Annotated in this window: 18 protein-coding genes and 1 pseudogene; 4 read left to right on the forward strand and 15 right to left on the reverse strand. The window is 40.1% G+C overall.

Going from position 1 to position 18,498, the window contains the following annotated elements; translation table 11 throughout:
• Positions 1-134: 134 nt before the first annotated feature.
• From AC5590_RS07570 to AC5590_RS07600, 7 genes are all read right to left on the reverse strand, one after another.
• Positions 135-506, reverse strand: a complete 372-nt coding sequence (locus tag AC5590_RS07570; RefSeq protein ID WP_169263526.1) for a zinc ribbon domain-containing protein — start codon at positions 504-506, stop codon at positions 135-137.
• Between the two features lie 95 nt (positions 507-601).
• Positions 602-1,045 carry an HNH endonuclease gene (locus AC5590_RS07575; protein ID WP_169263527.1) on the reverse strand — a complete coding sequence of 148 codons (444 nt, stop codon included), beginning with the start codon at positions 1,043-1,045 and terminating at the stop codon, positions 602-604.
• Between the two features lie 9 nt (positions 1,046-1,054).
• A complete protein-coding gene (locus tag AC5590_RS07580; RefSeq protein WP_169263528.1) occupies positions 1,055-1,309 on the reverse strand; it encodes a hypothetical protein in 255 nt (84 codons plus the stop codon).
• A 33-nt stretch (positions 1,310-1,342) separates the two neighbouring features.
• Complete coding sequence (locus AC5590_RS07585; RefSeq protein ID WP_169263529.1) at positions 1,343-1,567, reverse strand: type II toxin-antitoxin system HicB family antitoxin; 225 nt, start codon at positions 1,565-1,567, stop codon at positions 1,343-1,345.
• A 157-nt stretch (positions 1,568-1,724) separates the two neighbouring features.
• Positions 1,725-1,946, reverse strand: coding sequence for a hypothetical protein (locus AC5590_RS07590; protein ID WP_169263530.1), 222 nt, complete (start codon positions 1,944-1,946; stop codon positions 1,725-1,727).
• Positions 1,947-1,962: 16 nt separating this feature from the next.
• The gene (locus tag AC5590_RS07595) at positions 1,963-2,763 is read right to left on the reverse strand and encodes a HEAT repeat domain-containing protein (RefSeq protein WP_498822860.1); all 801 of its coding nucleotides are present in this window, start codon (positions 2,761-2,763) and stop codon (positions 1,963-1,965) included.
• A gap of 8 nt (positions 2,764-2,771) precedes the next feature.
• Positions 2,772-4,211 (reverse strand): NACHT domain-containing protein, encoded by a 1,440-nt coding sequence (locus tag AC5590_RS07600; protein ID WP_248277148.1) that lies wholly within the window; start codon positions 4,209-4,211, stop codon positions 2,772-2,774.
• Positions 4,212-4,918: 707 nt separating this feature from the next.
• Between AC5590_RS07600 and AC5590_RS07605 the strand changes: the two genes are divergently transcribed.
• Positions 4,919-5,245, forward strand: coding sequence for a phasin family protein (locus AC5590_RS07605; protein WP_169263531.1), 327 nt, complete (start codon positions 4,919-4,921; stop codon positions 5,243-5,245).
• A gap of 81 nt (positions 5,246-5,326) precedes the next feature.
• Positions 5,327-5,851 (forward strand): FKBP-type peptidyl-prolyl cis-trans isomerase, encoded by a 525-nt coding sequence (locus AC5590_RS07610; protein WP_169263532.1) that lies wholly within the window; start codon positions 5,327-5,329, stop codon positions 5,849-5,851.
• Positions 5,852-6,009: 158 nt separating this feature from the next.
• Here the strand turns inward: AC5590_RS07610 and dnaB are convergent, their stop codons facing one another.
• Entirely contained in the window at positions 6,010-7,365 is a 1,356-nt protein-coding gene (dnaB, locus tag AC5590_RS07615) for a replicative DNA helicase (RefSeq protein ID WP_169263533.1), read from the reverse strand.
• A gap of 1,375 nt (positions 7,366-8,740) precedes the next feature.
• Here dnaB and AC5590_RS07620 point away from each other — a divergent pair.
• Positions 8,741-9,310, forward strand: coding sequence for a KGK domain-containing protein (locus AC5590_RS07620; RefSeq protein ID WP_498822861.1), 570 nt, complete (start codon positions 8,741-8,743; stop codon positions 9,308-9,310).
• 108 nt (positions 9,311-9,418) lie between these two features.
• On the opposite strand, the gene AC5590_RS07625 is transcribed toward AC5590_RS07620, so the two are convergent.
• Both AC5590_RS07625 and AC5590_RS07630 read right to left on the reverse strand, forming a co-directional pair.
• A complete protein-coding gene (locus tag AC5590_RS07625; RefSeq protein ID WP_246162751.1) occupies positions 9,419-10,216 on the reverse strand; it encodes a YdcF family protein in 798 nt (265 codons plus the stop codon).
• A 105-nt stretch (positions 10,217-10,321) separates the two neighbouring features.
• A pseudogene (locus AC5590_RS07630) lies at positions 10,322-10,576 on the reverse strand (TOBE domain-containing protein); the annotation flags it as partial.
• Positions 10,577-10,721: 145 nt separating this feature from the next.
• On the opposite strand from AC5590_RS07630, the gene AC5590_RS07635 reads away from it, so the two are divergent.
• Positions 10,722-10,991: a glutaredoxin family protein gene (locus AC5590_RS07635; RefSeq protein ID WP_169263583.1), complete on the forward strand. Its 270-nt coding sequence runs from the start codon at positions 10,722-10,724 to the stop codon at positions 10,989-10,991.
• Between the two features lie 509 nt (positions 10,992-11,500).
• Here the strand turns inward: AC5590_RS07635 and AC5590_RS07640 are convergent.
• The 5 genes from AC5590_RS07640 to AC5590_RS07660 all read right to left on the reverse strand — a co-directional run bounded on the left by AC5590_RS07640 (position 11,501) and on the right by AC5590_RS07660 (position 18,484).
• Positions 11,501-11,713 carry an MbtH family protein gene (locus tag AC5590_RS07640; RefSeq protein WP_169263535.1) on the reverse strand — a complete coding sequence of 71 codons (213 nt, stop codon included), beginning with the start codon at positions 11,711-11,713 and terminating at the stop codon, positions 11,501-11,503.
• 11 nt (positions 11,714-11,724) lie between these two features.
• Positions 11,725-12,018, reverse strand: coding sequence for a hypothetical protein (locus AC5590_RS07645; protein ID WP_169263536.1), 294 nt, complete (start codon positions 12,016-12,018; stop codon positions 11,725-11,727).
• 74 nt (positions 12,019-12,092) lie between these two features.
• Positions 12,093-12,362 carry a hypothetical protein gene (locus AC5590_RS07650; RefSeq protein ID WP_169263537.1) on the reverse strand — a complete coding sequence of 90 codons (270 nt, stop codon included), beginning with the start codon at positions 12,360-12,362 and terminating at the stop codon, positions 12,093-12,095.
• Positions 12,363-12,406: 44 nt separating this feature from the next.
• A complete protein-coding gene (locus tag AC5590_RS07655; protein WP_169263538.1) occupies positions 12,407-13,897 on the reverse strand; it encodes an aspartate aminotransferase family protein in 1,491 nt (496 codons plus the stop codon).
• A 129-nt stretch (positions 13,898-14,026) separates the two neighbouring features.
• Entirely contained in the window at positions 14,027-18,484 is a 4,458-nt protein-coding gene (locus tag AC5590_RS07660) for a non-ribosomal peptide synthetase (protein ID WP_169263539.1), read from the reverse strand.
• Positions 18,485-18,498 lie beyond the last annotated feature (14 nt).

Raw genomic sequence — 18,498 nt, forward strand, 5'->3', positions numbered from 1 at the left:
CGGGGCTAGTTGCCACAACGGGGGGAACCCCCGCAAGGCACTTCTCTCTGCAGTAATGGCTCCCCTACGTGTCTTATGAATGTTGTTAAAACTTACGCATTGACAAAGTAGGCAAGCTGAAATACAGCCTTGCTTTATGATGTAGACAGAGCAATAATTAAACAGACGAATAACAGAGCCAGCAGCAAAAGTAAAGCTTGATTGCGTTTGATCCAATTTTTCACAGTTGCACCAAAGCTGTTGGCGTAACGCTGCTGCTGCAAGTATTGCTTACTCTCCTCAATATTTTCGTAGAGAATGCATTCTTTGGCAAAAGGACGCTGGGGAAAATTGCAAGTATCGTCAGCGTGGTAAGTGCAGCTGTCGCAGAGATACTCCTTCCCTGTGGCGCGATGTAGAGGAATGCCGGGATGTCCATAAGCTTTCAACTGAGTGCCACAATGAGGACAGGTGACAGCTTGGGAATTCACGGGTTGATGACAGCGAGGGCAAGTTGCAGTGTCCACAAGCGTAGCCTTAAAGAGCAAACATTCTGATTCTAGCTATTTCCTCATATGCATGGGAACAAAATACTGATCGATTTGTTTTCAAGATTCATTCTCTACTTTGTCATCCGTCGTAAAGCCGATGCTGAGGGATACTTACCAGCTTGTACCAAGGCTTGCCGCTCTGGAATTCGTTCATTACTGTTAAAATCTAGAATGCGTACTGTCACTTCTCCAATATCTGTCAGCGGTTGAATCACAGCTTGATCTAGTCGAAAGTGTTCTCCCCAAAAATCTCTACGTGGGTTGAAAAACCGGACGAGTTCTCCATTACGCCAATTAATCGATCCCAAATCAGTTCCTTTTTGAAGATTGCAGAAAACACAGGCGTAGCAGAGATTATCCTCTGTTGTGGCTCCACCATGTTTGACGCTAATAATATGATCAACTTGACAACCAGAAGATCTATCTACTTCTGTAATCAGGCAGTATTCACAGATGTAGTCAGCACGAGCTGCAACTAAACGCCTAAGTTCTAGATTAACGTAAGGACGAGACATTTTGAATATTTACTCAGCACTAATATACTTATAAGCCCGTGCTTTTGCTAGTGTCATTATATGCTCTAGCGTTAAGAAATGATCTAATTCTCGTTTTTCCTCTGGTGTTAGTTCACCCATTTTGTGTCCGTACACTAGGTCTTCCAAACGCTCTTTTGCTGAATCTGAAAGTTGAAAATTGACGACAGTTTGCGGAGTGGTTCCAGCGGCAATGAAGTCTATAATTTCGTCGTAAACTTTTGTTGTTTGGGTAGGCGTATTCATAGCGCGTGTTTCTTCTTTTTGCTAATTATACTTCTATGCTACTTTCCAGGATTTTGCTAGCGTTTGAGGTTCTGGCAGAGGTTCACCGATTTCTAAGGATGTCTCAATTAACATCTCTATCACTTCTTGAGCATTCTTGAGCGCTTCTTCGTAAGTATCTCCGTGAGTGCAAGGCTGCATGACATCAGTAAACTCAGGTAAGAAAACCACATAACATTGGTCTTCTTCTGACCATTGAATGATGATTGTATATTTCATATTTCTTCATATACATTGAATATCAAGTTCTGATGATGACTTATAATTCTCGTTTTACCTCACCCCGCCCTATGCCTAACGGCACGCTACGCTATCGGGCACCCCTCTCCTTATTAAGGAGAGGGGATGGGGGTGAGGTTGTTTTCACTTGATATAATTAGATTATTCTCCAATTTTTTACACGACTTTCAGCAACATCTTTTTTACCCCTTTCAAAAGATTCTATAAAACCTGGAATATCGAGTAATTCTTGGGTTGCATCTTCAGTCTCTTTGTCTGCTAGGTAAGCTAGAAAATCAGCAACCAGTTCTAAACGTTCTGAAGATAATCCATCAAGATATTGGTTGATTTTCTCACGAATTGTAGTAGTATTGTTCATATTTTTAGAGCTTCTTCTACTTCTCTAATTCTGCCAACTTCTTCTGAGCATACTCCCGCACTTGCTCATCTGGATCATTCTCCGCTCTGTCGCGCAACAGTGGTAAAGTTTGGGGATGGTGAGGATGTTGTTTGATAATTATCTCAAGTGCTGTTTGCCGGGGGTTGGTTTGCCAGGTTGTCCAACGCTCAAAAGAGTCATTGATGGCGCGATCGCACAGAAATTCCAACATCCAAGGCTCATCTTTCCACCCCCAGGCTATCTGTTGCAATGATACCCGTCGCACAGACCAGTCGTAATCAATCTGAGCACAGATTTTAAGGATGCGTAAGGTTTCAGGCTCATCTTTCCACCCCCTAGCTAATGCTTGCACTGCCCCAAATCGCACAGCCGGATCAGGACACTCAGAGCAGGTTTTGAGCCATGCTAAAGTTTCTGAGTCATCTTTCCACGCCCTAGCTAACTCTTGTACCGCTGCTTGTTGTATATCCCAATTCCCATAAAAATGAGCGAGGGTTTTGAGCCATGCTAAAGTTTCGGGGTCATCTTTCCAAGTTATTGCTATTGCTGCAACAGATTGAGTACGAATTTCACGAATTAGCTCGAATTGCTTACCTGAAGCCTGATATTCATCTCCATATCTAAGTAAGTTTTCCAGGTAATTGCGTAATTGATTAGCGACTTCCGCGATCGCCGTCCTATTCCTCACGTCAGAAAGACACTTAGCCGCCAAAAACAAGTTGCTAAATTTCTCTGACTCACCATTTTGCGCCATTAAATATTCCAAAATTTCGCCAACAAATTTTGGCTCAATCATTCCTGCAATCAGCCGCAAAACTTCATGCCAAGTTTCATCCTGCCAGTGTTTGCCAAAAACTTCACTCTTAAGTTCTTCAATCGGTTGATGAAATCCTGAATTTGTTTTGGTTCCAAATCTTGCAGCATGAAATGCTTAAACTCAGCATCTCGCAGCCGTTGCGCTTTATATCCAATGACGCGAGAAGTCACAATCACCTGCACATTGGGATACTCATTTGTGAAGCGGTGAATATCTGCTATGACATCTTCTCGCTTACCAGGATCAAAAACTTCATCCAAACCATCAAACATGACTAAGGCGTTACCAGCCTTGAGTTGTTCTTGCAATTTATGTTGGTTGAGGTGGGCGATCGCACCGCTACATTTATGAAAAAATTCCAGAAAATTACTACATTCTTTATCTTCTCGTCGCCGCATATAAGTGCGTAACTCAATCAGCAATGGAATCGGCGGAGGATTTTTTATCTTATCAAGCCGATCCAGCGTTTGTTCTACCCAATCTAACGCCAGGTATTGCAATAATGTAGATTTTCCTGAACCTGGATCACCTAAAATTACAATATATTTATAGTTTTGTTTATTTTCAACAATCTTTTTAACTGAACCTACTGGCTGTTCTAAATAAACTCGCTTGTGATGTTCTAATTCTTCTAATGCAATTTCTTCTGCTTCGAGTTCGTTCTTTTCTCGCAATCGTCGGAGATGTTGTTTGGGGAGTTCGTGGACTTGTGGTAAAACTTGGTGAACTTCCCGCACGTTTTGAGGAATAAAGATTCGCCATAGCCGCAATTCATTATAGGCGTAACCGCTGGTATCTATACTATCTAGTTTTAGATTGGCGTAGGACTCGCGAATTGCTTCTTGATATTGTTTTAAATTAAAGTCGGGGATAATTCCGGCAGTCTCTGTTGTGTTTTCTGCGATTTTTTCAAGATTTTGGGAATCCAGAATCGCTCTCAGTTCAGATGAGTCCTGAATAATCGCTTTGACTTTTTTAACGTAACGCTTACCAAGCTTTGTCCAATCAAATTCGCTTGGCAAAGCTAACAAATTCTGTTCGTTCCAAATCTTTTTTAACTTTATTGTATTTAGAGCATGACATTCATCATGAAAAGGAGTTCCCAGTATTTCTTTAACTTTTTTCTCATTCAGGAATTTTTGTAGCGGTTTGTTATAATCCCTAACTTGGTTATCAGGAATGTCAGCATCTTGTAACTCTTGCTGCACGAGTGACAAAAATTCTTTAAGTGCTTTACCAGCAGCAATATCTATTTCTTCTTTTTTTAGTTTCTCTAAAATCTGGCTGGGGATAGCTTTCAATACATCTTTGAGTATATCTTTTAATAAATCTTTGCCTACATCTTGGGCAAATTGTTTCATCACTGGTTGGAAGAGGAACCCAACAGCAGTACTAACTCCCCAAGCGGTTAAAAAGTCTATAGGCATAATACTCGTGTTTGTTCAGTTATTGATTAAGAATATATACACCTGATTGAGTCATGTTTCCTGATTGTCACGTAATTTTTAGCAATAGGACAACCTTAGGCGCATTTAGTAAAACAAATGTCAATAGTCTAAACATATTATTTGACGCAGGTTCTCGTCCGCCTAGGACTGTAAGTCCCAGGCTCATAGGCGAAGTCCATTAAAATGGACTAAGAGTGGAACTGATTTTTGAGTAAATTTAAACACTACTTCATATAAGCATTAATGGTCTACTCGTAATGACGTAAGACATCAGTTAAAACAGACTGGGTAGTCTTTGAGTCCGTTTTAACGGACTTTGACTATAAGCCTTGAACTTGAGTTCAAGGCGTACTAATCGGTGAGATGCAAAATTTGAGTTAACCAAGAGTCTGCGGATCTATCCCTAACTCACGCAATTTATCTGCCAGCCTTCGTGCTTGTTGTTCTGCTGCTTTTATCCGTTCTTCTGGCGTGGGATGCGGAAATTTCCGCACTTGAAACTTACTTGAGTGTTTGTTGGGGCGGAACTTTCACCTTCAGTTGTTCGATTATCACACATTTGATCCTTTGTGTGTGTTTGTCAGAATAGAGGTGTAGTCTATATTAATTATCCTTGCACCATAGGTCTATAAGGTAGATTTATGATAAAGGGGCGTTTGATTTGAAAAAAGTGATAGAAAGGAATTATGGACAGCAACAACAACTGGATGAAGCAGTTATTTACGATAGGTCTTGGAACAACGTCCTTGGTAGCAGATAAACTGCGGGAAGCCAGCGACCAACTTGTTAAGGATGGTAAGCTTGATCCTGAGCAAGCGAAGGCGGTTATGGATGACATGGTACAGCAGTTGAAGTCGGAGCAGGGAAATTTGGAGGGAACTATGCAACGACAACTGCGAAATATGCTACAGGACTTGGGGGTACCTCGTCAGTCGGAAATGGACGAACTGCGTGGTAGAATTGACCGTTTAGAGCGTCAAATGCGTGATTTAGAAAATAAGCTTTGGCGTTAAGGGTCGCTTTGTGGTTTACACTAAATTTTGTTCTACTGGTGATCGTAAAGTACCCAGAATACTGAGTAAGGAGGATTAATTTTGAAAGCGATTTTACTCAGCGTGGGTTTCATGCTGGTTTGTGTTTTGGCTCTGGTATTTGCGCAAATAAGCGGTAACAAACAAGATACCGCTGTTGCTAGCCAGTTGGTTGAAACAACACAAGCACCCATCCAGGTACAAGAAAACAATACCCTTATTGCGAGTAAAAATATGTCTGATGATAATGTCGTCACCACGCCCTCTGGACTTAAGTACACTGAGTTAAAACAAGGGACTGGCGCGACTCCTAAAAAAGGACAAACGGTTGTGGTTCACTACACCGGGACTTTAGAAGATGGTACCAAGTTCGATAGTTCACGCGATCGCGGTCAACCCTTTAGTTTTAAACTTGGTGTTGGACAAGTGATCAAAGGCTGGGACGAAGGACTGAGTACTATGAAAGTAGGCGATCGTCGTAAATTAATCATACCTTCTGATTTGGGTTATGGCGCTCGTGGTGCAGGTGGTGTTATTCCACCCAACGCTACTTTGATTTTTGATGTGGAGTTGCTGAAAATTCAGTAATGACTCATCGTTAGTAGTTTGTTGTTAGTTATTATCATAACTATTAATAACTTGCCACGAACTACTAATTCATTTTCAATAATCAGTTATCAGTCATCAATTGCTTGATAACTGTTAAGCGTTCCCTGTTCCCTGTTAAGCGTTCCCTGTTCCCTGATTTAATAATTATTCGGTCTGGCAAAATTTTTAAACTTCGTCAATTGTGGATCAAACAAGAGTTTAACAGTACCTGTTGGACCATTACGGTGCTTAGCTATGATCACCTCAGCAATTCCTCTATCTGGGCTATCGCTGTTATAGTAATCGTCTCTGTACAACATAATAACTAAATCCGCATCTTGCTCAATACTTCCACTTTCTCTCAAATCAGATAACATGGGACGCTTGTTCGTACGTGATTCTACTCCTCGACTCAACTGAGATAAAGCAATCACTGGAACACTTAATTCACGCGCTAAACCTTTAAGACTTCGGGTAATTTTTGATAGTTCTTGCACGCGGTTATCGCCCCCTCCTTCCATTAATTGCAAGTAATCTATAATAATTAGTCCTACTTCTGTATTTAATTCTGTTTGCAAACGCCGCGCTTGACTTCGCATTTCTGTAACTGTAATATTTGGCGTATCATCAATATGAATTGGCATATCAGAGAGCATACCAATCGCACGACTTAAAGGTTCCCATTGAGTTTGGCTAATGCGTCCACTCCGCAAATAACTCGTTTCAATTCCCGCTTCACTTGCTAGCAACCGCTGCGCCAGTTGTTCTTTTGACATTTCTAAGCTGAAGATAGCAACTGGTAATTTATATGAAGCAGCAATGTTATGAGCAAGATTGAGACAGAAAGCGGTTTTTCCCATTGAAGGACGACCAGCAACAATAATCAAATCAGAACGTTGAAAACCGCTAGTCATACCGTCTAAATCATAAAAGCCGCAAGGTATTCCCGGTAGGGCGATACCTTGATGGCGAGTTTCAATATCTTGGAAAGTATTAATCAGGGTGTTAGAAATGTGAACCAGACCGACTTGGGGACGTTCTTGAGTGATACCAAAGACTTTTTGTTCTGCTTGATCTAAAACAGTTGGTAACTCAGTTTCTGTCTGATAACCTAGATGCACAATTTCATTTCCAGCTTTAATTAATCGACGCCGCAGGTATTTTTCCATAATTAAATCTGCTAAGGCATCGATATTAACGGCTGACACTGTACGATCTACTAGTGAAACTAATTTATTTCTACCGCCAACACGGCTTAGCATATCGTGGTCGTTTAGCCAATTTATGACTGCAAGCAAGTCTGTAGGTTTACCTTGAGTGTGTAACCTGACAGCGGCGTGATAGATATCTTTATGAGCGTTCAGATAAAAGGCTTCTGGAATCAGGCGATCGCTCACTCTACTTATCGCTTCCGGATCTAGCAAAATCCCCCCCAATATTGCTTCTTCCGCCTCAATGTTTTGGGGAGGGAGGCGATCCATACCATGACCTTGAAAGTTAAGTTCTTCAGACATAAATAATAAGTAGAAATTTTAGATTTGATATTATTTTTAAATTTTTCATCTTATAAAGTAAAATATACATTTTTAATATGTGTCCTGTTTGAATCGTTTCCACCCGTTGAGATGAATAACTGATATAAAAGTAAATATTCCATACGTGGGGTTCGTTAATGTAGTGTAACGCACCATGTTAGCAGTGTGTGGAGATAGCAAAATTAACATAATTTAAAATATGCTCAGAAGATGTTTGGAAAGTCTTAAGGAGTAGACAAATTGTCGTATATCCACCCTAAACCTCCTCAAAAGGGGAGCGTAAGCAGTACGGTTTGGTTAAGGGGTAAAGGTGCTTCCTTCTTGTTTTAACCCTTGCTTTTTAACTTTTTCCCAACGAGCGGAGCGTGAATTAAGTTGTGCTTATCCAAACCGTGTTGGGAGCGTAAACGCCGTTCGAGGTTCCCTGGTTGAGTGCGACTGGCGTCAACAACGCCTCAATCTGTGCATGTGGCGTCCCGTCATAGCCTTTGTTGATTTAGGGGAATATTGAAGGTCCAGGTATGAAAACAATACTTCTAAAACATCCTCTGAGAGTGAATATAGCGCTTCTGGTGTTGAGTGCCGTAACACGTGCTGTAGTGAAAGTACATGCACTTTCACATTATGTAATTCAAATGAGAAGCGCTATATTTTCATCAGTTATCAAAGAATCATATATTAAATTAATATTAAATCTTAAATAATAAGATAGCAATTAGCTTCATTTATACTTGTGTCATTTTTTGTTTAAACTAGACCTATCATTTTTAGCTAGTAAATACACGGTATTTCTTATAAAGAGTTATTAAACTATACAAAAAAATACCATCATTTTTTTGTGTGAATATTGAATCCAAAATGATTACTACTTCAGTCTTAAGCTTTTCAAGAAATTTTTGAGTATATATGACAACTTTTACAATATAAACGGTCATGATATTTTCATCATACTAAACTAGTGTCTTTTTTTACTTTTTGTGTTATAATATATCTCTATAACAAGACCTGAATTGAGTTAAATAGTGTAGTAGTATTTTAAAAAATGTAGTTTTAAAGACGCAATTTACGCAGATAAATAAAGTAAATTAATTGTCTATCTTTGTCTGTCTATCTTACGCGACTTTACCCTGGCTTGCGAGAAGCTGCGCTTCTCATGCTACAGCCCTATGACTGTTCTTTTAGTCACCAACAGGTGGTAAATCCGTTAAGGAAGGCTGTCTCACCGCCTTTTAAGTATATAAAATGTATTTTATTTGACATCAGTCAAATTTGTGGCAAGGATTGTAAGAGAATCTCAAGAATTCGGGATTAGTAAGGGGGTTTTTTTAACATGTTGAGTAACCAATTTCAACGATTGGAGCAAGAGGATGATATTCTTTTTTTAGGAGATCAAATTTTTAATGCAGTTCAAATAGTTAAGAAATTCCTTGAATATTTTGAGCCAAAGGGAAATGATTTAAATTTTTCTTGTCAAGACAAGTTTGTTAAAAAATATTTCAAAAAGAGAAATGTAACAGGTATATTTAATCGAGTTGAGTGGGAATTTTACCTGAGATCAGAAATACAATGTGAACTGCTTCTTCCCAATAAAAATCGTAGACAAAAAGGGAAACTTGAAATTAGGGTTACTTTAGAATTTTCTTCATTAAACAAACAATTCTCATCTGTCAATGATGGTGGAAGCCTATCTCATTCTCTATCAATCACAGATAGTAAGACTTCAAAAGATTTTGAGATAAAAGTTTCGTTAGATTTCTATCCTGAGGAAAGATTGCTAGAGGAAATTTCTCACCAAGAAAAAACCACAGAGTCAGGATTGAGAAAATGGCCTAGGGAGACGCTGCGCGTAAGTCCTTTTGAGATAGATGCTCGTAAAAAAGGTATACACGAATACGGTATACACGAATACCAAGCGTCTCTCTAGGAGATGCAAAAGGACTTTTATACAACTGGTTTAGCCATAGTTGTGCTTAAAGAGGATAACTGATATTCTGTTATCCTCGATATGCTGTTTTTATAGGTCAAAATTTGCCTAATTCTTGAGCTTAGCAACGGGTGGATTTTTCTGTTGAGGTAAGTTGTGTTTCAGAAAGTCCCCTCGCAAACCGTAGCTAACTAATCCCATATACTCATAAAACATGAGCATTGCTTTTTTACTCGCAGTAAATTGCGATGGTATGGGAGTTGTATGGGACATGACTTCAAACCCTACACTTTTAAAAGTCAATAGCGAGCGCACCATATGAGGAGAATCTGTGACTAGCAGAATTTGCTTGATTCCGCGTGGTTGCAGGATAGATGCGGTGAACAGTGCGTTTTCCTTGGTGGTTTGAGAACAGTGTTCTTCGCCCAATGCAGCATCAGGAATACCTTTTGCTTTGAGTTGTTGGACAATTTCCGAACCATCTCCTAAACCACTGGCAAAAATGAATGGTGCCCGATGATTCCTCCAAAGTTCAGCTGCAACCTCAACCCTTGAATCTCTAAATGGTACGCCCCGTCCGAGTACAACAATTGCATCTGCACTTGTACCAGGATCAGGGGGAATAAAAGTAACTAATCCTTTTTTTGCGACAGCGATGGTGAGTGGGAAAGTGGCAGAAAAGTAAACCACGAGTAACACAGTTCCCAAACCACTCCAAAAACGTTTCCAGCGCAGGCGTGGAATCATCCAAGGTAAAAAGACTAAAGTCAAGAGTGGCAATACAATAAATATTGGTGTCATTAGCCAGTGGGAGAGCGTTGATTTCAAGACAAGCCACTGACTAACTGAGCGATTGCACAAAGTACCCACCCCAAACATGTGAACACACAAAGCTTGGATAACCATTGAAGTGAACTCCACATACTGTAAAGGCACTTCTTGTCATCGTAGCTAAATCTTCATTTCATGAACTGTTAATTATGAACGCCTGCGTTTAGGGTAGTTAACAGTCTAAATCGAATAATAGAGTGGGAACGATTTTGCATCCTTCGGCTTTACATACACTCGCTGTTGCGGTTCCAACTTTAACTCGTCAAACCCTTCCCGCGTCAAATGAGCTATAACCATTTGCCCATCATCCAAAGTCAACTGTGCTTGCACTTGCCAACCCAAATGTATCAACCTACTAACAGTAGCTGATACTGTAGAATCGTTGGCGATCATTTCCACAATCACATCTTGCGGACACAAAAATATTTCTGAATGTTAGGTGCCATATAATATCGTATCAGTTGCTGCCCGTAAGAAAGTTGTAGAACTTCTGGTTCTTCCACCTTCGACTTATAAGTCCCCCTATGTCCAGAGGAAATATCACAGATGCAGTTAAACACGTCTATTTTGGTTGAAGCAAATTCGAATCAACTTATATAGCAAGCCCGGTTGTCATTTGTGTGAGGGTTTGCAGGAAAAACTAGAACAGATACAAAACCTCAAGTTTGAGCTAGAAATCCGGGATATTACGACTCGTGAAGATTGGTTTCAAGCTTACCAATACCAGGTGCCAGTGCTTTTTTTAGCAAACGCTAGAAGTACAGAAGGCACACAGGAGCTACCTTTGCCTCGTCCCTCTCCTAGGGCAACAGTACAACAATTGGAGAATATGCTTCAGAAGTATTTATAACTAAGGTGTAGGCGAATATACTATACCCTAAACCGCTCTTTGTCGTTTCAATTTCTTCTTACCCAAAGGGTTGGGATGAACCCGGACAAAAACGGACAACCTTCTACAAAATCCTCACTAAAAACGACGAACTTGGAGCATTTTGAGGCGGTTATTGACGATATTTTCAACAATAGAACAGATCAACCGCCTCAAAATGCTAAGGTTGTCCGTTTTTGTCTAGGAAAAATGTAGCGGCAACATGGTGTTATTTTTACATTAAAAAGCGCTTGATAATTTTTTTAGCTCAAGCGCTTTTTTGTATAATTGTATACCAATTCACTTTTTGTGCAACATTTGAAACTCGCAACACTCTGCTGGTGAGACAAATTGCGAATATAACTTGTGCCAAACATATTGTGAAATGGTATCACTCCTTGCATTAATAAAGATTAAACTCATACCATGAAACGCGGAATTAGATGAGTGACAGTTTATCAACTGACCCTAGTAGATAAGTAGTTAATTTATCAAACTTCCTCCATCTTCTTGCGGAGACTGAGCGGTCTCATGTCAGTCCAAACTTCTTTGATGTAATCTAGACATTCTTGTTTGGGGCCACTTTTTCCAGCATCTTTCCAACCAAGTGCGTTGTCCCGGTCGGCGGGCCAAATAGAATACTGTTCTTCGTGATTGACTACAACTTTGTAAATTGTTGTGTCGTCTTTATCATCTTGATACATTTTTATCTCCGTTAATTTTGGTAAACTGGAATCTCGAACAAAAGTGTATTTTTACAAAACTCTTGCCATTCTGTTGTTACATTGTCGAAAATGATATTTTCGTCCTTGAAAATACCATCTGTGACGACATAGTTTTCTTGCAGATAAAGAAAGTCATCATCGGTTAGTTCTCTATTGATTTCGACTTCCTGACCATCGACTTGTTGCTTTTCTTTTCTTGTATTTTCTGAATGCTCAATCCACTGATTGAACTGACGTAATTTTTTTAGAGAGTAAGCTTTGCAGTATTTTCCCATTGTTGCCATAGTTTTACCTTCTTTTTATCCAGTTAATTAGCATTAGTAGATTTATTCGTGCGAAGTGTTACTCTGTGGGTTAATTATACACTTGCAGCAGGCTGCAAAAATGCCATCAGGAGCGATCGCCACCAGATCCAAATGAGTCTGTATGTGTAGTGACTCCGCAGGTATTTGTAATGTTGGACTGTTAAGTTATGGTGATTCCAGGCGTCGATAAACGACTGTTTGTGCATCTCTACCCATGCTTCGGCATCTTGTTGAGGTTTAACTTGGCGGAGGATAAAATTTGCTGGTAACTGCGCTTCTGGAATGGGTTTTTTTCCGCAATTGTAAATCAGTTTCGCTTTCATCAAAGCGAATTGTTAGACTAATCATCAATTCCTTTAAACAGCTTTTATGTTTCAGCCAATTTGTCAGAGGAAGTAGGCAAGAAACCTCCGTCTCGCAGTTCCCTTACACTATCCTTAACAGCCTGAATAATGCAATCAATATCTTCATCTGTATGGGCTGTGCATAGGTAACCAGTTCCATTAAAGAGGAGAATTCCCTTGTCGAACAAATGATAAATTAATAGATTCATAGTTTGCGATATAGCAGAATTCCCCGCTTCTTCAGAATTCCTTGAAGAAGCAGTACCGAATAGTGAGCCAAAATTCGCCATTCGGATGGGTACTTCATCTTCTTCAAAGTAAGTATTCAAAGCTTGGATGAATTGTGATGTGCGTTGATTCAACTGCTCTTGAAGGGCTGGTCCTTGAGTTTTAAGATGTCTAAGAACCGCTCTTGCAGCAGCCATAGCTAACGGATGCTTACAGAATGTACCTGCAAAAAACGTTGTTTTTGCTTGTGGGTAGGAAGAATCTCCATAACTCCAGATACCCCCATCGATAGCATCCATATAAGCAGCTTTGCCAGCGATGACTCCAATCGGCAAACCCCCACCAATAATCTTTCCATACGTCGCTATGTCTGCTTCAACGCCAAAATATGCTTGAGCACCACCCGGATGAATGCGGAAGCCGGTAACCATTTCATCGAAGATTAGGATGATTCCTAATTCTTTTGTTAATTTCCTCAGCTGTTGGAGAAATGTTTTGGGCTGTAAGTCCGGTCGGCTATTTTGTACAGGTACAACTAGAACAGCTGCCAATTCTTGCTCATGAGCTTTGATCGCTTCTAGTGATTGAGGATTCCCGTAATCTAAGACTAAAACATCTTTAACGATATTTGGCGGTACTCCAGGAGCAATTGGCACTGCACGTAAATTTTCGTCGTCTACGCTTTGTGCTTTAACTAGCGTTCCATCAAAATGACCATGATAGGAGCCTGAAAAGATGACAATTTTGTTGCGATCTGTTGTTGCTCGTGCCAAGCGTATCGCCGTCATAACGGCTTCTGTGCCTGTATTACTAAATGCTACCCGCTCCATCCCAGTGAGTTCAGAAATTAACTCTGCTACTTCACCAGCAAACTCTGATTGCGGACCAATCTGTATTCCTTTCTCAAGTTGCTCTGTCAGTGCTTCTTTGATAAAGGACGGATTATGACCAAAGAGATTTACGCCAAAACCCATCATGAGGTCTATATATTCGTTACCATCAATGTCCCATATCTTGGAACCCAAAGAGCGCTTGCCAACAATGGGATAGCATATCTCCTTCATCATTAGATTGAACCCATCTGACGCTCTTGGGTCAGCCAAAACTTGGCGACAGGCTTGCGTGAGTTGTTTTGATGTTATTGTCCGCTTGGTATAGCTGTTAATAAATGTTTCTAAATACTTCTGTTGATATGGATTAAGACCTTCAGTGGATAACAATTTTGTGGTTTGTGTCGAATCAATTTGTGATAATTTGTTTTGTACTGTAGATTCTTGTGTCGCCATAAGAGCTTATATCCTTTTTCAGTTTAAATTGCTAATACAATCAGATTTGTTGACATTTTGATTTCCAACCCCTATGAATGATGAGTCGTACTTAGCATTGACAGAATTATGAGTATTTTTCGAGAGTCATTACACCTGAATGTTACGCTGTAGACCATCTATAAAACCCTTTTGAATTAGATAAGAAAAGTAAGTACTTAGTAACTGATTATTTATTGGTGGACAGACGATAGAAGTACCAGCCAGTCCATTAAGTGTATTCTCGCAGGCAAAATGTAAAACTGCTGATGGAGATGTTTTCTCTTCAGCATTACTTGACGCAAAAAATGGTACTAATGAATACAAAGGATGTTTCTGTGAACTTTTAGTCATATTGAGTAACTCTGCTCGCCAATCTTCATAAGTCATCTGCTTAATTGGATAGCCTTGTGAACAAATCTGGTCGATAAGCATACTTGAGTGCAGAAGCTGGGGATTAACTAAGTGAAAAGCCTTTCCTAGGGATTTTTCCTGTCTCGATAAATGGACGATCGCTTTGCTTACATAATCCACAGGAACTATGTTCTCCCTAATGTCCCTATCTGGCACACTTCCCAGTTGGATACAGCCTATTATTAATCTGTACAAGAAGTCATTTGTATTAAATACACCAGTTTGGCTATGTCCTGATATACGTGATGGTCTATAAATACAAACAGGAAGCCCTCGCTCACCCGCAGTTTTTACTAATTTTTCGGCAACCCATTTACTTTGAGAATAACCATTAGAAAGCAGTTGACCATCATCAAGACTATCCTGCTCTCGAACTAATTTGACCCCAGAATAACCAACTGACGAGAAAACACTAGAAGCAGAAATGAAATGTACGGGCTTTGCTTTGATTTTACTTGCCAATCTCAGAACCTCTTGAGTACCTAACACATTGGCAGCTTTAAGAACAGAGTATGGATAAATATGATTAACCCAAGCCCCATTATGATAGATGACATCTATTTTACGTTCCATTAGTTGAAATTGCTCCTCTTCTAGACCGAGAAGAGGCTCAGATAAATTACCGACAACTGGGATAATTCTGGAACTTAGAGATTCATTCCAAAGTGAATAAGCTTTAAGGCAGCTTTGCAGCTTTTGCTTGGATTCGTCAACATTTTGAGAACGCACTAAGCAATAAATATCTGCTTTAGTTTGCTGTAGAAGTTCAGAAAGTAAAAATGCTCCTAAAAAGCCTGTTGCTCCAGTTAATAAAATACAAGCTGGTTCACTCACAGATCCATTGAAAGTTTCAGGAAAAATTGTGGGATCTAAAACGGCTTCAGCATTGAGATCTACAAAAGTTTTTGAGTTAACTGTGGGACTGCTTTCATAGGAGCAAATGTTCTCGATATTCTCTGCTATACCTGCCACAGTAGGTCTTTCTAACAAACTGCGTAAAGACACATCTACCTGAAAAATTTTTTGTACCTTAACAAGAAGCTGAGTTATTAGTAAAGAATGTCCTCCTAAATCAAAAAAGTTGTCATAGATGCTCACTCGCTCAACTTTCAAAACTTCAGCCCAGATTTCTGCCAGCATCACTTCTACAGGGGTGCGAGGAGCGACAAAGATTCCTGTGAACTCTGAGCGCACCTGCTCAGGCGCAGGTAATGCCTGACGATCCACTTTGCCATTGGGGGTCAGAGGTAGCTCCTTCAGGAGTACAAAAGCGGACGGTAGCATGTAATCAGGCAACTTTTCTTCAAGGAAATGGCGTAGTTCAGTTATTGTCAAAGCAGATTCTCGCTTAAGTACCATATAGCCAACTAAGCGCTTGTCCCCTCGTACGTCCTCTCGCGCTATTACCACACTTTCCCGCACCTGTGGATGTTGACTCAGTACCGCCTCAATCTCTCCCAATTCAATGCGGTAACCCCGGATTTTAACCTGGTGATCAAGCCTGCCAAGAAATTCAATGTTTCCATCGCTCAGATAACAAGCTGAATCTCCCGTTTTGTACAGGCGCATTCCTGGGCGAGCATCGCCAAAGGGATTAGGAATAAACTTTTCGCTAGTTACAGCAGGCTGATTGAGATAGCCTCTAGCCAAACCATCACCACTGATATAGACTTCACCAATAACGCCGATGGGGACAGGACGCAAATGAGAATCTAGTATATATATTTGCGTATTGGTAATGGGGGAACCAATCGAGACTTGCTTTCTAGTTTGTTGAGAATGGTGAGACAGCGCTGAAGGAGGGTTTCCCTCCGTAGGCGACTGCGTTCGCGTAGCGTGCGCTTTGCGCTTACCCGAAGGGCAGTGATATACACTACTCCACACTGTTCCTTCTGTTGGTCCATACTCATTAAACAGAGATGTTTCTGACAACAATTGGTAGTGACGTTGCACCAACTCTGTTGGACAAGACTCACCCGCAACAATCACGGTACGAAGTGATGTTAACTGCTCGGCTTTTGTCTCCTCCAATAGGAGAGCATATAGAGAAGGAAGGCTTAATAAATGGGAGACATGATTTTGGACGATTAACTCTACCAGTTTTGGTATCTCCAGTTGTAAACCTTCTTGGGGAAGACAAAGAGTTCCTCCAAAGCAAAGTGTCCAAAAAATACCCGCAACAGAACTATCAAAAGCAAACGAAGAAAGCAATAAGAAGCTGGTAACTGTTTCTTGGTAATAAGTAATACGAGCAGTCGTTGAATGAACTAGGTTTTGATGTGCAATCTGCACTCCCTTAGGTTTGCCTGTAGAACCGGAAGTGTAGATGACATAAGCCAAGTTTTCAGGACACGTCTGGAGAGCGGGATTTTCCTCACTTTCTTGAGCAATTGTTTCCCAATCTGTGTCCAAGCAAATCGTTTGGGCGTTGTGAGCAGGTAAACTTTCCTGTAATCGCTGCTGAGTTAATAATACTGGTGTTTGGGTATCTTCTAATACGAACGCTAAGCGCTCTTTAGGATAAGCTGGGTCGAGTGGTACATAAGCTCCGCCAGCTTTGAGAATGCCAAGGATACCAACAATCATTTCCAGCGCTCGCTCAACACAAATTCCCACCAGTACGTCTGGTTTAACTCCTAGTCGTTGTAGGTAGTGAGCTATTTTGTTGGCACGAATGTTGAGTTCACCATAGGTGAGTTTTTCGTCAGAAAATGTAGCGGCAATATTGTTTGGTGTGCGCTCTACTTGTTCTTCAAATAAGCGGTGAATACACTTGTCTTGTGGGTAGTCAGCTTGTGTTTGATTGAACTCGACGAGAAGTTGATGGAGGTGGCGATCGCTTAAAATTTCTAATTCACTAATCGCAGCTTCTGGATGATTTACGGCACTTTCTACTAACTTGTGAAATTGCTCTGCTAAACCTTCAATATCCTTTGCACAAAACAGGTTGGAATCATAATGAAATTCTGTACTTATAAAATTATCCCTTTGCCGACAAGAGAGCTTTATTTTGAAACGCTCAATGCAGGTGTAACGCTTGTAAATTGAAAATGCTATATTATCTGCAAAATACTTTGGTTCTTCTGATTCAAAATCAAAGCAAAAAGGGAAAAAAGGCAAATTCTCTGATTTGGTATCCGATGATATTTGTTCCCAAGTAAAACCCTCCTGCCATTTGTAGATAGATTCTACAGATTCATGAATTTCCTGTAGAATTTGACGAAACCGTAAATTCTCTTGTAAATCACAATGCAGTGGTAAGTATTTAGCGAACAGTCCTAATGCTTTTTTTAGTTCATCATATTTCCTGCCATCAACAGCTTTGCCAACTATCATCTCCGATTGTCCAATAAGCCGCCAAAGCAGAATCAACCAGCAAGTTAAATAAAATATAGAAGCAGATGTATTATACTTATGGGCTAATACTTCGATTTTTTCTATTAGTTCAGGTGCAATTCTTGAAATTACTAACTTAGGTTCAAATATTTGTTTTTCAGAAAGAGAGTTTTCAAAAGGAAGCTGGAACTTTCTCAAACCAGAAAAGTCTTGCTTGCTCCAATACTTTCTTCCTACTGCCGTTTCTTCTGCCTCAAGTATTTGATTTTGCCATTCTGAAAAATCGGCGTATTGTAGTGGTTCTTCAGATAGTTCATCTTGCGATTGCTTTGAATAAAAAATAGCAATTTCTTGTACCAGATTATTCAGACTTGCATTATCTCCGCAAAGAGCAGGCAAACCAATAAACAACAGATGTTTCTCTAGCGATAAACTTATAAGGGATGTCTGTAAAATTGAACCTTGTTCATAGTCAAAAGACAATTGGTTAAATTGCTGAAAGATTGCCTCAATCTTAGCTTCTTGTTGTTGAGGACTCAAACTACAAAGATTGTGCTTTGTTTCTAATTTTAACTTGCGGTTTTTAATGACCTGCACTGGAAGAGTCATGCCAGGCAGACAAGGAAAACAGGTACGGAGTATTTCATGGCGATCGACAATATCTTGTAATGCCAATTCTAAATTATTTATATTGACATGACCTTCAATTAAAATTGCACAATTACTACGATAAGCTTCACTTTGATCAAGTTGTTGCAGTAACCATAAATGCTCTTGCTGAGGTGAAAGTTGAAACCCCTCCATACTTTCTGCTTGCATATTTATACCTCTGT

Source organism: Brasilonema octagenarum UFV-OR1 (assembly GCF_963888615.1).
Taxonomy (GTDB): domain Bacteria; phylum Cyanobacteriota; class Cyanobacteriia; order Cyanobacteriales; family Nostocaceae; genus Brasilonema; species Brasilonema sennae.

Excerpts from the sequence above, each read along its gene's own strand:
- AC5590_RS07575 (WP_169263527.1), bottom strand. The coding sequence starts at position 1,045 with ATGTCTCGTCCTTACGTTAATCTAGAACTTAGGCGTTTAGTTGCAGCT.
- AC5590_RS07580 (WP_169263528.1), bottom strand. The coding sequence starts at position 1,309 with ATGAATACGCCTACCCAAACAACAAAAGTTTACGACGAAATTATAGAC.
- AC5590_RS07585 (WP_169263529.1), bottom strand. The coding sequence starts at position 1,567 with ATGAAATATACAATCATCATTCAATGGTCAGAAGAAGACCAATGTTAT.
- AC5590_RS07590 (WP_169263530.1), bottom strand. The coding sequence starts at position 1,946 with ATGAACAATACTACTACAATTCGTGAGAAAATCAACCAATATCTTGAT.
- AC5590_RS07595 (WP_498822860.1), bottom strand. The coding sequence starts at position 2,763 with ATGATTGAGCCAAAATTTGTTGGCGAAATTTTGGAATATTTAATGGCG.
- AC5590_RS07600 (WP_248277148.1), bottom strand. The coding sequence starts at position 4,211 with ATGCCTATAGACTTTTTAACCGCTTGGGGAGTTAGTACTGCTGTTGGG.
- AC5590_RS07605 (WP_169263531.1), top strand. The coding sequence starts at position 4,919 with ATGGACAGCAACAACAACTGGATGAAGCAGTTATTTACGATAGGTCTT.
- dnaB (WP_169263533.1), bottom strand. The coding sequence starts at position 7,365 with ATGTCTGAAGAACTTAACTTTCAAGGTCATGGTATGGATCGCCTCCCT.
- AC5590_RS07625 (WP_246162751.1), bottom strand. The coding sequence starts at position 10,216 with ATGGTTATCCAAGCTTTGTGTGTTCACATGTTTGGGGTGGGTACTTTG.
- AC5590_RS07640 (WP_169263535.1), bottom strand. The coding sequence starts at position 11,713 with ATGTATCAAGATGATAAAGACGACACAACAATTTACAAAGTTGTAGTC.
- AC5590_RS07645 (WP_169263536.1), bottom strand. The coding sequence starts at position 12,018 with ATGGCAACAATGGGAAAATACTGCAAAGCTTACTCTCTAAAAAAATTA.
- AC5590_RS07650 (WP_169263537.1), bottom strand. The coding sequence starts at position 12,362 with ATGAAAGCGAAACTGATTTACAATTGCGGAAAAAAACCCATTCCAGAA.
- AC5590_RS07655 (WP_169263538.1), bottom strand. The coding sequence starts at position 13,897 with ATGGCGACACAAGAATCTACAGTACAAAACAAATTATCACAAATTGAT.
- AC5590_RS07660 (WP_169263539.1), bottom strand. The coding sequence starts at position 18,484 with ATGCAAGCAGAAAGTATGGAGGGGTTTCAACTTTCACCTCAGCAAGAG.